The sequence below is a fragment of the Endothiovibrio diazotrophicus genome (assembly GCF_054657215.1).
On sequence record NZ_BAAHXB010000008.1, the window covers coordinates 37,510 to 50,887 of the forward strand.

The following is a 13,378-nucleotide window of genomic DNA, read 5'->3' on the forward strand; positions in this document are numbered from 1 at the left end:
GTCACCATGCCGTGAATGCCCGTGTACTGCACCGAAACTAATGGCCCTTTCAGCGAGACCGTAGGGTGTGCCGAGGTACGAGGCGCACCGCTCTCCGACTCGCCCCTCTGAGTGAACCGCAGATTAACGCAGATTTCCGCAGATTGGACGGAGCATTCATCTGCGGAAATCTGCGTTAATCTGCGGTTGAGTCTCTTTGCGGGTTCAACCGTTGGGGCTCTCGGCCCCGTCACCCATCTGCGCGCCCCGCATCGACCCACTTCATCGAGTTGAGCTGGCGCACGTGCGGCAGATAGTCGAGCGCCCTGGCCGCGCGGTCGAGCGCCAGCACGTAACGGTCGAAGTTGATACCGGTGGCGTCGGTGCCGGCGGCCAGACTCGGATCGATGCGCATGAAGCGGTCTTCCAGCAGACGGCTGCACTGGTAGGTGACGGCCTGACGGTTGCTGTCCATCACCACCTTGAGCAGGGCCATGGGATGGGTCGGATCGAGCAGCCACTTGTGGTAGCCGAAGTCGGTGGTACGGTCGCAGTCGATGAACTTCTGCGAGCGGCCGTGACCGACCGAGACCACCCGCATCGCCTCCAGCCGCTCGCCGACGTAGTCGAGCGCGGAGGTGACCGCGCACAGGCTCGGATTGTTGGCGAACAGCCCGCCGTCGGCATACCCCTGGTAGACCGGGTTGACCACCGGCGAGGAGCCGGAGCGCAGGAGCGCATCCACCACCTTCAGGTCGGTATCGGCGATCACCGGGTCGAGGGTGTGGATCAGCCGCACCGTCCAGCCGCGCGACTCCGCCACCGCGCTCTTGTTGTCGAGGCAGAAGGAGGGGATCAGCACCGAGCACTTGAGGTCCCCGAGGGTGGCGTCGCCGAAGTGGCGCTCCAACGCCGCCTTGATCTTGGCCTGGTCGGAGAAGGCGTGGGTACCCGCCAGCGCGGTCAGCGAACGCAGCGGATCGACCTGAAAGCTCTGCGGCGAACTCCAGAACTCCCGCGCCCGCTGCAGCCCGTCGCGCAGGGTGGGGGCAAAGGCGATGAAGGCGCAGGTGATGGCGCCGGCGGAGGTACCGGCAAACAGATCGACGGCATCGAGGAATCCGGGGCAGCGGCTCTCCAACTGCTCCAGGATGCCGACCGCCAGCAGCGGCCGGGTGCCGCCGTCCAACGCAAGGATGTTGTAGCCCACGAGGCGCCCTTCAATCGAGATGCTGTTCGACGAACTCCTTGACCTGCGGAGTGGGCTTGAACCCGGCGAAGCGTCCCTTCTCCTCACCGTTCTGGAACAGCAGCACGGTGGGGAATCCGCGCAGCCGGTAGTGACCGCACAGCTTCATGTTCTCGTCGGCATCCACCTTGGCCACGGTGAGCCGCTCGCCCATCTCGTCGGCGATCTTGTGCATCACCGGCTCGATGGCGCGACACGGGGCACACCACTCGGCGCTGAAGTCCACCAACACCGGTTTCTGGTGGGAAGCGGCCACCACCGCGTCGGCAAAGTTCCCCTCGTCGACCTCGATTATCGCTACGTGCTGCGTCATGAAACCACCCGTCCGCTTGAAGATTCGATCGGGGCGGATTGTCCCCAGCGGCCGCGACCTACGCAAGAGCACGGATGAAAACGACCCTCGCTGTACGGTATCCTTAGCGTGGGATCGAAGGAACGCCGCCCGGGGCGTGCCGCGGTCACCGAGTCACCCACTCCCCATAAAGAGGCCGTTTGATGGGCGAATTTCTTCTTATTGTCGCGGGGATCCTGATCCCCTTCTTCGTCGCCATCTACTGGGTAGGACGGATCTGGAGAAAGAACGGCGATAAAGACAAATAGGCACCTTCACGAGCGCTCGATCAATTCCAGGGCGTTGCCGTCCGGATCACGACAAAACAGCGCCGGGCGACCGGAGCGGCTCATGGTGAAGGGGATGCCGGCCAGCTCCAGCGCGCCGCGCAATGCGGCCAGGTCGTCCACCATCAGCGCCACGTGCCGATCCCGCCCGCCGCGCTCCGGCCGCCCGCTCACCGGGTCCGGGCTCTCCAGTTCCAGCAGATGGATCTGTCCCCCCTCCCCCACCTCCAGCCAGGCACCTGGAAAACCGAGTTCAGGCCGCCGTCCGCTCACCTCCATCCCGAGAACCCCCGCGTAAAAACGTAGCGACCGTTCGGTATCGGCCACCAGCAGGCTGACGTGGTGGAGCGAGAGAAAGCGGCTCATGGGGACCCCCAAGTCAATATTCCATTAAATTTTAATATATTGAGAATTGTAGACAGTATCACTCGATTTTGTGATTCTTAGCGTTGCGTTACCCGCCCGAGCGAGGCGCAGCCCTGCGGAATCTCCCCGCCGCACCCGCCTCGCGTCGCGCGACCTCTCTCCCCAATCGGAAGACCGCCATGAAAGCAGCGCCCATGCTCCCCATCCACCTACGGTTTGCCGTTGCCATGGTGCTGCCGGTGCTGGGGATGCTGATCTTCGCGGCCAAGGAGGGCGTCGGCAGCGGGACCATGGTGGCGGCGGTGGTCGCCGCGCTCTCGCTGGCCATTGGCATCCCCACCCTGCTCGGCCTGATGCGCCAGTTGCGGGCCCTGCGTGCCGCCCTCGAGCGGGTCGCCGACCAGGCCGATCTCACCGCCCGTGCCGAGCAGTACGGCAACGACGAACTGGGCAGCTGTGCCGCCCAGTTCAACCGCATGCTCGAACGGCTCCACGGTCTGGTCAGACCCTTCGTCGAATCGGGCGATCAGATCGCCGAGGCGGTCACCCACCTCAACGAACTGGCCGAGCAGGCCACCGACGGCACTCGCCGCCAGCAGGAGGAGACGCGGCGCCTGGCCACCGCGATGACCGAGCTGCTCTCCCAGGTGCAGGAGGTCAACGGCAACACCCAGCAGGCCGCCCAGGCTACCGAGCAGGCCCGCGGCGAGACCCGCAACGGCGCCCTGGTGGCCACCGAGGCGATGTGCGCCATCGAGGCGGTGTTCGCCGAGATGGACAAGGCCACCGGCGCGATCAACACCCTCGACGAGAACAGCCGCAACATCGGCGTGGTGCTCGACGTGATCGGCGGCATCTCCGACCAGACCAACCTGCTGGCGCTCAATGCCGCCATCGAGGCGGCCCGCGCCGGCGAGCACGGCCGCGGCTTCGCCGTGGTCGCCGACGAGGTGCGCAAACTCGCGCGCAAGACCCACGAGTCGATCCAGCAGATCCAGGACATCATCCAGCAGTTGCAACAGGGGGCCGACGCCGCCGTCACCTTGATGGGCGAGGCCCAGGCACAGGCCAAGGAGGGGGTGGAGAAGGTGGAGGCGAGCGCCGAATCCCTCGGCATGATCGCCGGCGAGGTGGCCACCATTTGGGACATGAACAACAAGATCGCCGAGGCGGCCAGCTATCAGGAGAGCGTGGTGGCGGAGATCGACCGCAACGTCGACGTCATCTACGAGGCCTCCGCGACCACCGCCGATGGCGCCGCCAAGACCTCCGAGGCGAGCGCCCAACTGGAACGGCTCGCCGCCCGCCTGCGCAGCGCAGCGCGAGAGATCCGGGTATAATCCCCTCCCCGTGAAACCGCAACTAATCCTCCTGCTGGCCCTCCTCGCGGGGAGCCTTCTCGCCCCCGCCGCCCACGCGGCGGCGCCGCTGTACATCATCGAGCTGCTGCTGTTCGAAAACACGGGCGCCCTCACCAGTGAGCAGTGGCCGGACGATCCGGGCAGTCCAGACCTCGGCGAGGTGGTCGACCTGGAGCCGCGCTCCGGCCTCTCCGCCGACTCGACGAGCTACAGCGGCCGCTTCGTGCTCCGCTCGCGCCACGAGCTGGACGGGATCGTGACGGCGATGAAGAAGGCCGGCGGCTACCGCATCCTCAAGCACATCGCCTGGCTCCAACCCTCCTACGGCGAACGGCGCACCCGCCCGGTGCGCATTGAGGCCGGCTCGGAGATCCCCGGCGCCTGGCTGGCCCGCGGCCGGCCGGCGGGCGTGGGGCTGGGTGGGGTGCCGTCGGTCCCGGGCGGACTCCTCAGCCACCGTGAGCTGGAGGGGGCGGCGCGGGTCTATGTCGGCAAATACCTCCACCTGGAGCTGGACCTGCTGCTCCACCGCAACCGCAAGCAGGCGCCGATCGGCACCGCCACCGCGGCCGAGGCGTCGCTGGATCCCGGGCGACCGCTGATGGAGACCATCCGCATCCGCAACCACCGCCGGATGCGCTCTCGCGAACTCCACTATCTGGACCACCCCGTGGTCGGTGCCCTGGTCATCGCCACGCCGGTCAATCCCGGGCAGTAAGACCGGGCAGGGCGTGCCGAGGGACGGGGCGTACCGCCCCTCCGTAGAGGCCGGTGCGCCTCGTCCCTCGGCACACGCTACGCCACTGAACACGAAGGGCGAGCAGGAAACTTCTTTTCTGGTTATGACGCTCTGCGTCTTCTTTTCTGGTTACGACGCTCCGCGTCGTGACCGGCCGGCTTGGACGCTCTGCGTCCGGAAGGTGGACGGGAAGCCGAGTCGCCGCGCCTTCGTTCGACACGACGCAGAGCGTCGAAGAGGCGCGTTTCCACGCAGAGCGTGGAAACGAGATAAGGGAACTTCTTTTCTGGTTACGACGCTCTGCGTCGTGACCGGCAGGCTTGGACGCTCTGCGTCCGGAAAGGTGGACGGGAAGCCGAGTCGCCGTGCCTTCGTTCGACACGACGCAGAGCGTCGAAGAGGCGCGTTTCCACGCAGAGCGTGGAAACGAGATAAAACGAGATAACAGCGGCAATCCCTCCTTCCCGCCCTTTGTTTCCCTCCTTGCCCTTCGTGCTCAAGAACATCGCCCAACGCACACGGCTCGCAGGAACCCACGAACCGCATCAGCCCCCTTCGTGGTGCAAAAGGCGCCCTATTTCTTGCGCCCCTTGAGGTGCTTCACCAACCGTTTGCGTTTGGCCTGCTGGCGCGGGGTGAGGGTGTTCTTGCGGTCCTTGTAGGGGTTTTCGCCGCCGCGGAACTCGACCCGCAGCGGGGTGCCCACCAGCTTCAGCACCTTGCGGAAGGTGTTGGTCAGGTAGCGCCGGTAGCTCTCCGGCACCTTGTCCACCCGGTTGCCGTGGACGATGATGATCGGCGGGTTGGAGCCCCCCTGGTGGGCGTAGCGCAGCTTGATCGAGCGCCCCCCCACCTGGGGCGGCTGGTGGGTGGCGTAGGCGTCCTCCAGCAGCCGGGTCAGCTCCGGCGTGGGGAACTTGCGCATGGCGTTGCGGTAGGCCTCGTCGATGTACTTGAACAGCTCGCCGACGCCGGTGCCGTGGAGTGCGGAGATGTAGCGCAGGCGGGCGAAGTCGAGGAACGGCAGGCGGATATCGACGTCCTTCTTCACCTTCTCCTTCTGCTCGGTGGCGAGCCCGTCCCACTTGTTGATCGCCACCACCAGGGCGCGCCCGGCGTCCAGGATGAAGCCGAGCAGCCCGGCGTCCTGCTCGGTGATCCCCTCGCGGGCGTCGAGCACCATGATCACCACGTGGGCGCTCTCGATCGCCTGCAGGGTCTTGATCGCACTGAACTTCTCCACCGCCTCCTTGACCCGCCCGCGGCGCCGCACGCCGGCGGTGTCGATCAACGTGTAGCGCGTATCGTCACGCTCGAAGGGGATGAACACCGAATCGCGGGTGGTCCCCGGCTGGTCGAAGGCGACCACCCGCTCCTCGCCGAGGATGCGGTTGATCAGGGTCGACTTGCCGACGTTGGGGCGCCCCACCACCGCCACCTTGACCCCCTCCTCTTCGGTCGGCGGCTCCGCCAACTCCGCTTCGGGAATCTCGCCGAGCACCTCGTCGATCATCTGGTGAACGCCACGGCCGTGGGCGGCGGCGATCGGGATCGGGTCGCCGAGGCCGAGGGAAAAGAAATCGGCGGCGGCGACGTCCTGATCGAGGCCGTCCACCTTGTTGAGCACCAGGTGGACCCGCTTGCCCATGCGCCGCAGCCAGTTGGCGATCGCCTCGTCGCCGACGGTGATGCCGGCGCGGGCGTCCACCAGGAACAGGGTGACGTGGGCCTCCTCGGCGGCGAGCACCGACTGCTTGGCCATCTCGCCGTCGATCCCCGCCTCATCGCCGGAGAGGCCGCCGGTGTCCACCACCAGATAGGGGTGATCGCCCAGCTTGCCGATGCCGTACTTGCGATCGCGGGTCAGCCCCGGCTGATCGGCCACCAGGGCATCGCGGCTACGGGTGAGCCGGTTGAACAGCGTCGATTTGCCCACGTTGGGGCGGCCGATGAGGGCGATTACGGGCAGCATGTGCGGATTCCAAGCCACTGAACGGCAGGCGAAAAGGGGCGCGGATTATAGCAGAACCGCAGCACCGGCCGGCGGGAAATGGTAACCGGTCGGGGCGGCACTCCGGCGTAACGGCTTTTTCAACAACGTCTAAACGGAGCGCCACCGCGAACGGTCCCGGACGCCCTCCGGCTTTCAGGCCACCCGCGCCCGCTCGCCGTGCTTCTCGAACATCATCGCGTCGAGCAGGGCCATCACCTCCTCGCTGGCCTGCTCGGAGTCGTGGAAGTGCTGGATGATCTCCACCTGGCCCTCGCGGTCGTCGTCGACCCCCTCGCGGGTGAGTCGCGCCACCGCCTGCTGGATCTCGCCGTGGACCCGCGAGTGGGGGGCGGAGAGGCGGCTGAAGGCCTTGGTATCGCCGAACAGTTTGCGGCCGACGCTGTCGTACCACTTGCCCAGGCGACACTGGTGGTGATCCACCGCCACCGCCTCGGCGGCAGCGGAGCCGCGCCCCTCGAGGATCGCCAGGTAGCCGCTCTGTTTGTAGATGATGTGGTCCACCTTGATCAGCGAGGCGAAGGCGACGTCGCGGATTACCGCGATGTGGCCGGCGGCCTCCCGCGCCGAGGTGGAGAAGCGGGCGAACTGGTGGGCGAATTCGGAGACGGTGGCGCTCGACTCGTCGGCGGCGGCGCGCATCGCCACGCCATCCTTCTGGGCGGAGGCCATCTCGTTGACGAAGGATTCGATGATCCCCTCCACCTCGGCGGTGGCCCGCTTGGTGTTGTCGGCGAGGCTCTTCACCTCGTCGGCGACCACGGCGAAGCCGCGACCGTGCTCGCCGGCACGGGCCGCCTCGATGGCGGCATTCAGCGCCAACAGGTTGGTCTGGTTGGCGATCTCGGTGATCATCGTCAACACCTTGCTGATCTCCTCGCTACGCCCGCGCAGCCGCCCCATCAACTCGCTCATGCCGCCGATCCGCTCGACCATCCCGGCCATCACCCCGACCACCTCGTCGACCGACCCGGTGCTGCGATCGGCATCCTCGGCGGTGGCCAGGGTGACCTGCTCCACCTCACCCATGGCGTCGGTCATGCGCACCAGGTCGGCCTGATTCTGGCGCAGGTTCTTCATCAGATTGCGCGAGTTGAGCTCCTCCAACTGGCCGACGATGACGTTTTTCAGGTTGGCGCGGTTGCGCCGCTCCATCTGGTCGACCGAGTCACCGATGGCGACCACGGCGGCGCCGTAGGCACCCGGCATGGCGGCGAAGCCGCTTCCCCCCGCTCTCCGCCGCTCGAAGGCGCCTTCACGGGCCAGCCGACAGCTATCGTCGACCGCCGCGGTGAAACGGGCGAGCACCTCGAACATGCGGTTGGCCTCCTCCAGCAGCTCGCGCTCCCCACCCTGAACGCCGTACGGATCGCAGCGGTAGTCGAACGCGCCGTTCGCCACGGCCGCCACCGCCCCCTCGACCTGCGCGCGGAAGCGGGCGACGCCACCGGTCAGCCACCACAGGCGGACGGTGAAGGCTAGGGTCAGTGCAGCGAGGGCGACAACGAAGGGGTCGGTCCCGTAACGGGCCGCCACCGTCGCCACCATGGCGACGGTGGCCACCATGATCGACGAGATCCAAACTCGAAACTCTCTGGCCATCGATATCCCCTTCACACGATTTGGTTATGCGCCACGCCCCCCCGGGCTCTTTCTTCGCAGGGCGGACGTTGCAGGGCACGCTCACACCTCGGCCAGGTCGCCCTTCTCTTCCAGCCAGCTCTTGCGCTCACCGGCACGCTTCTTCGCCAGCAGCATGTCCATCAGCTGGTGGGTGTCGTCGCCGGGCTCCACGGTGAGCTGGACCAGCCGCCGGGTGTCGGGATTGAGGGTGGTCTCGCGCAGCTGAAGCGGATTCATCTCGCCCAACCCCTTGAAGCGCTGGATGGTCACCTTGCCGCGCTTCCTCTCGGCGCTGATGCGGTCGAGCACCCCTTGTTTCTCGGCGTCGTCGAGGGCGTAGTAGACCTCCTTGCCGACGTCGATGCGGTAGAGCGGCGGCATCGCGATGAAGACGTGGCCCGCCGCCACCAGCGGCTTGAAGTGGCGCAGGAACAGCGCGCAGAGCAGGGTGGCGATGTGGGCACCGTCGGAGTCGGCGTCGGCGAGCACGCAGACCTTGCCGTAACGCAGGCCGTCGAGGTTGTCGGAGCCGGGATCGACGCCCACCGCCACCGAGATGTCGTGGACCTCCTGGGAGGCGAGCACCTCGGCCGGGTCCACCTCCCAGGTATTGAGGATCTTGCCGCGTAGCGGCATGATCGCCTGGAACTCCTTGTCGCGTGCCTGCTTGGCGGAACCGCCGGCGGAGTCGCCCTCGACCAGGAAAAGTTCGCCGCGCAGCGGCTCCTGGCTGGTGCAGTCGGCCAGCTTGCCGGGCAATGCGGGACCCTGGGTGATCTTCTTGCGCACCACCTTCTTGCCGGCCCGCAACCGGCTCTGGGCGCTGGAGATGGCCAATTCGGCGAGCCGCTCGCCCAGCTCGGTGTGCTGGTTGAGCCACAGCGAAAAGGCGTCCTTGACCACCCCGGAGACGAACGGCGCGCACTCGCGGGAGGAGAGCCGCTCCTTGGTCTGGCCGGAGAACTGGGGGTCCTCCAGCTTCACCGAGAGGACGTAGCTCACCTTGTCCCAGACGTCGTCGGGGGTCAGCTTGACGCCCCGCGGCAGCAGGTTGCGGAACTCGCAGAACTCGCGCATCGCCTCGGTCAGCCCGGTGCGCAGGCCGTTGACGTGGGTGCCGCCCTGGGCGGTGGGGATCAGGTTGACGTAGCTCTCGCCGACCGCCTCGCCCCCCTCGGGGAGCCACGCCACTGCCCAGTCGGCCGCCTCGTGGGCCGAGCTCATGGTGCCGACGAAGGGTTCCTCGGGGAGTCGCTCCCATCCCGACAGCGCCTCCACCAAATAGTCGTGCAGCCCCGCCTCGTAGTGCCACTCCTCCCGCTCCTTGCTGTTCTCATCAAAGAACAGCACCTTGAGTCCCGGGCAGAGCACCGCCTTGGCGCGCAGCACGTGTTTCAGGCGCGGCACCGAGAAGCGCGGCGAGTCGAAATACTTCGGCTCCGGCCAGAAGCGCACGGTGGTGCCGGTGTTGCTTTTGCCCACCTTGCCCACCACCGCCAGCGCGGAGACCTTCTCGCCGTGGGCGAAGGCGATGTTGTACTCCTGGCCGCCGCGCCGGACGTAGACCTCCAGGTGTTTGGAGAGCGCGTTGACCACCGACACGCCGACCCCGTGGAGACCGCCGGAGAACTGGTAGTTCTTGTTGGAGAACTTGCCGCCGGCGTGGAGCTTGGTGAGGATCACCTCGACGCCGGGGATCCCCTCCTCCGGGTGGAGGTCCACCGGCATGCCGCGTCCGTCGTCGGCCACCGACAGAGAACCATCGTCGTGCAGGGTGACGGCGATGGACCGGCAGTGGCCGGCGATCGCCTCGTCCACCGAGTTGTCGAGAACCTCCTGGGCCAGATGGTTGGGGCGCGAGGTGTCGGTGTACATGCCGGGGCGCTTCTGCACCGGCTCCAGGCCGGTGAGCACCTCGATCGCGGAGGCATCGTAACTGCTGCTCATGTAGTGACAAAAAACCCGATGGGAGAGGGACAGGATCAGTTGAAGAGGAAGCCGGAACCGCCGAAGTAGGTCTCGTCCGCGGCGTGTTCGATACGGTCGACGATCTTCTCGACCGGCAGCGGCAGGACATTGGCGTCGCAGAAGTAGAAACGCGCAAGCTCGGAGCGGTAGCCGAAGGTATCGGCGGCTCCCACCGGCTTCCACTCCGAGCGCTCGAAGCGGTGCAGGGTGCCGTCCGACGAGCCGTAGCCGTAGGCCCGGTAGCTGCGATTGGCGCAGCGGATCCCTTCGAAGAAGACGTTCGCCGCGCCGCCACCGCGGGTGGAGCGGATGACGAAGGTGTAGCGGGTCACGCCGTCCTTGCCCACCGCCAGGTGCCTGGTATCGACGAAGAACTCGAACCCCTTGCGGTTGATCGGCACCTCCTTCAGATCCCCGTCCCGCGGATAGGGAGGAAGTTTCACCGCCCCCTCCTGCCACGCCTCGGGGTCCTCGAACTGGTAGTTTCCCGACCAGTCGTCATCGCGGTAGAGATTGGAATCCCCCGCCCACACCGGGGCGGCGACCAGCGCCGCCAGCGCCACCCACGCTCTCATCTTCACCATGATTGCTCGCCGTCCCCGCTCACCGCTGCGGCCACCCGATGCGGCCGGAGGCGGACGATTGTAGAGCTTCGCAGCCCCCCGGGGAACCGCGCGCGTTCCCCCGACCCGCAATTGCGGATGGAACGACGGCGTCGTTCGCTCGTCCCTGTTGCCCGGAGAGGAGCGCGATCGGCTAACATCACGGTTTGGAACGCCAACCGACAACCGAAAGAATGGACTGTCCCATGACCCACACCCCCGGATCCCGCCGCCGGCCGGCATCGATCGGCCTCGTCCTGCTCCTCGCCCTGCTCCTCGCCGCCGGCGAGGCCCACGCCGAGCGCCGCTACTCCCCCAACGACGTCTATTCCGGGGTGGAGTACGCCAACGGACTGCTCGACCGCATCCTCGCCAAGCGTGGCACCGCCGTCGGTGAGCTGCCCCGCTCGCGGGAGGAGAACGCCAAGCCGATGCACGTCTACGAGCTGCACGTGGCGGCGCTCGCCGAACTCTACGAGTACGCCCTGGCCAACGACCGCCGGCCGCCGCCGCTGGCGCTCTCCACGCCCATCGAGTACACCCCCACCGACGTCTACCGCCTGACCCGACTGGTGTTCGAGGAGCTTGAGGAGATCTACCGCGACGGTGGCGATTTCATCGACTTCGCCCCCCGCCCCCACCACGGCAAGAGCCCCGCCGACGTCCTCCAGGCGATGCTCGAGCTCTACTACAAGCTCGATCTGCTCAACGGCCGGAACCAAGTGAGCCCGAGCGAGGTCTATGCCCACATCCGGCGCGCCCGCGAAGACCTGCAGTCCACCCTGCTCGCCCTGTCGAAGCGGCTGCCGGAGGATGCGGAGGGGAAGAAGCGCCAACTGGTCACCGCGATCTACGGCATGAACCCCGACGGCACCGCCCTCTCTCCCCGCGAGGAGGGCAAGAAGCCGGCGGACGCGCTGAACGAGGCGCTCGCCATACGGACCAGACTCAATGAACTGCGCAAACGCTACGGCCTGCCGGAGATCACACCGCCGGCGGTCGCCGATTTCGCCACGGTGAAGCCGATCGACGTCTTCCTCCAGACCCAGTTCATCATCGCCGAACTCAACCTGCTGAAGGTACCGATGGAGATCCACACCACCACCAACACCACCAAGCCCGCTTCCGGCAAGACGCCCTCCGACGTCGTCCGCGAGATGAAGCACATCCAGTACATGCTGGATCGGGTCATTGCCGTCCAGTAGCGCGGGGAGATCGCCACCATGTTCAATTCCATACGCACCAAGATCCTCGCCAGCAACGGCGTCCTGCTGCTGATCCTGCTGGCCGTCTCGCTGTTCGCGCTCGGCGAACTGCACACCAACCAGCATCTGCTCGACGAAGAGGCCACGGCGGTCGAGATGCAGAGCGCCATCTCCGACATCGAAGAGGAGTTCACCGAGTTCCGCCTCAGCTCCATGGAGTACGTGGTGCTGATGCAGGGCGGGGCCAAGGAGCAGCGCGAACGGCGCTACCAGAACCTCAAGCGGCTGCTCGCCAAGCTCGAGGACCCGGACATGAACGGCCTGGTGAACGAGCTGGAAAAGCTCTATCAGGAGATTGAGCTGGCCTCCCGCGCCTTCATCGACGACGACAAGCTCAATGGCAGCCAGCGCCTGCACCGCTCGGTGCAACACGCCGCGACGATCATGCAGAAGCTGCGCGACGAGGTCGCCCAGCACAAGAAGGAGGTCAACGAGATCGTCGAAGCAGTACACCGTTCCAACGGCCACGTCAGCCTCGCCCTATACGCCCTGGTGGTGGCGATGGTAGTGGTCGGCATCGGCATGTCGCTGTTCCTCGCCAACCTGATCGGCAGCAATCTCGGGCGGCTCAAGGGAACGGTCGAGAAGATCGAACGCGACGGCAACCTCACCCTGCGCGCGGAGATCGCCAGCGGCGACGAGGTGGGCGCCCTGGCCGAATCGTTCAACCGGCTGGTGGAGAACCTCGCCGGGATCGTCCGCGAGGTGGTCCGCAAGGCGGACCTGCTGGCCACCGCCGCCGAGGAGCTCTCCGCGGTCACCGCCCAGACCAGCGACGGGGTACAACGTCAGTCCGACGAGATCCGCCAGGTGGCCACCGCCATGAACGAGATGTCGGCCACCGTGCACGAGGTGGCCGCCAACGCCGAGCAGGCGAGCAGCTCGGCCGAGGAGGGCAACCGCGAGGCCAACGCCGGCAGCCAGGTGGTGCGCCAGACCATCGCCTCCATCGGCGCGCTGGCCGACGGAGTGCAGCGCTCGGCGGATGTCATCGATCAACTGAAGGGCGACAGCGAGAACATCGGCACCGTCCTCGACGTGATCAAGACCATCGCGGAGCAGACCAACCTGCTGGCGCTCAACGCGGCCATCGAGGCGGCCCGCGCCGGCGACCAGGGGCGCGGCTTCGCCGTGGTGGCCGACGAGGTGCGCACCCTGGCCCAACGCACCCAGGACTCCACCAAGGAGATCGAGGCGCTACAGAACGGCTCCCTGCAGGCGGTGGAGGTGATGGAGCAGGGACGTAGCAAGGCCGAGGAGACGGTCAGCCAGGCGCGCCACGCCGGCGAATCGCTCGACGCGATCACCCGCGCGGTGGGCAACATCCTCAACATGAACACGCTGATCGCCAGCGCCGCCGAGGAGCAGTCGGCGACCGCCGAGGAGATCAACCGCAACCTCACCAACATCCAGACGATCTCCGAACAGACCGCCGCCGGCGCCGGCCAGACCGCCTCGGCGAGCAATGAACTGAGCCGCCTCGGCGAGGAGCTGCGCACGGTGGTCGGGCGCTTCAAGGTCTGACCAGTGTCACGAGTCGCACACGCAACGTCGCAAATAGGCACAAAAAATCTGCGTATTGGCCCGCTCCCCTACG

At 66.8% G+C, this 13,378-nt stretch carries 11 protein-coding genes; 4 read left to right on the forward strand and 7 right to left on the reverse strand.

Annotation, left to right across the window (positions count from 1 at the left end):
- Positions 1-229: 229 nt before the first annotated feature.
- The 3 genes from ACYQ2W_RS03825 to ACYQ2W_RS03835 form a co-directional block, all read right to left on the reverse strand.
- Positions 230-1,189: a patatin-like phospholipase family protein gene (locus ACYQ2W_RS03825; protein WP_459863390.1), complete on the reverse strand. Its 960-nt coding sequence runs from the start codon at positions 1,187-1,189 to the stop codon at positions 230-232.
- 10 nt (positions 1,190-1,199) lie between these two features.
- A complete protein-coding gene (locus ACYQ2W_RS03830) occupies positions 1,200-1,541 on the reverse strand; it encodes a thioredoxin family protein (RefSeq protein WP_459863392.1) in 342 nt (113 codons plus the stop codon).
- A 293-nt stretch (positions 1,542-1,834) separates the two neighbouring features.
- The gene (locus ACYQ2W_RS03835; RefSeq protein ID WP_459863395.1) at positions 1,835-2,212 is read right to left on the reverse strand and encodes a VOC family protein; all 378 of its coding nucleotides are present in this window, start codon (positions 2,210-2,212) and stop codon (positions 1,835-1,837) included.
- Between the two features lie 179 nt (positions 2,213-2,391).
- Here ACYQ2W_RS03835 and ACYQ2W_RS03840 point away from each other — a divergent pair, with 179 nt between their 5' ends.
- Positions 2,392-3,552, forward strand: a complete 1,161-nt coding sequence (locus tag ACYQ2W_RS03840; RefSeq protein WP_459863397.1) for a methyl-accepting chemotaxis protein — start codon at positions 2,392-2,394, stop codon at positions 3,550-3,552.
- Positions 3,553-3,562: 10 nt separating this feature from the next.
- Entirely contained in the window at positions 3,563-4,291 is a 729-nt protein-coding gene (locus ACYQ2W_RS03845; RefSeq protein WP_459863399.1) for a CsiV family protein, read from the forward strand.
- Positions 4,292-4,886: 595 nt separating this feature from the next.
- On the opposite strand, the gene der is transcribed toward ACYQ2W_RS03845, so the two are convergent.
- The 4 genes from der to ACYQ2W_RS03865 form a co-directional block, all read right to left on the reverse strand.
- On the reverse strand, positions 4,887-6,284 hold the full coding sequence (der, locus tag ACYQ2W_RS03850; RefSeq protein WP_459863401.1) for a ribosome biogenesis GTPase Der: 1,398 nt from the start codon (positions 6,282-6,284) through the stop codon (positions 4,887-4,889).
- Positions 6,285-6,458: 174 nt separating this feature from the next.
- Entirely contained in the window at positions 6,459-7,925 is a 1,467-nt protein-coding gene (locus ACYQ2W_RS03855) for a methyl-accepting chemotaxis protein (RefSeq protein ID WP_459863403.1), read from the reverse strand.
- Positions 7,926-8,006: 81 nt separating this feature from the next.
- Positions 8,007-9,893: a DNA topoisomerase IV subunit B gene (gene parE / locus ACYQ2W_RS03860; RefSeq protein WP_459863405.1), complete on the reverse strand. Its 1,887-nt coding sequence runs from the start codon at positions 9,891-9,893 to the stop codon at positions 8,007-8,009.
- A 35-nt stretch (positions 9,894-9,928) separates the two neighbouring features.
- Entirely contained in the window at positions 9,929-10,498 is a 570-nt protein-coding gene (locus ACYQ2W_RS03865) for a CNP1-like family protein (RefSeq protein ID WP_459863407.1), read from the reverse strand.
- A gap of 224 nt (positions 10,499-10,722) precedes the next feature.
- Here ACYQ2W_RS03865 and ACYQ2W_RS03870 point away from each other — a divergent pair, with 224 nt between their 5' ends.
- A complete protein-coding gene (locus ACYQ2W_RS03870) occupies positions 10,723-11,721 on the forward strand; it encodes a hypothetical protein (protein WP_459863409.1) in 999 nt (332 codons plus the stop codon).
- Between the two features lie 18 nt (positions 11,722-11,739).
- The gene (locus ACYQ2W_RS03875) at positions 11,740-13,305 is read left to right on the forward strand and encodes a methyl-accepting chemotaxis protein (RefSeq protein ID WP_459863411.1); all 1,566 of its coding nucleotides are present in this window, start codon (positions 11,740-11,742) and stop codon (positions 13,303-13,305) included.
- Positions 13,306-13,378: the final 73 nt, after the last annotated feature.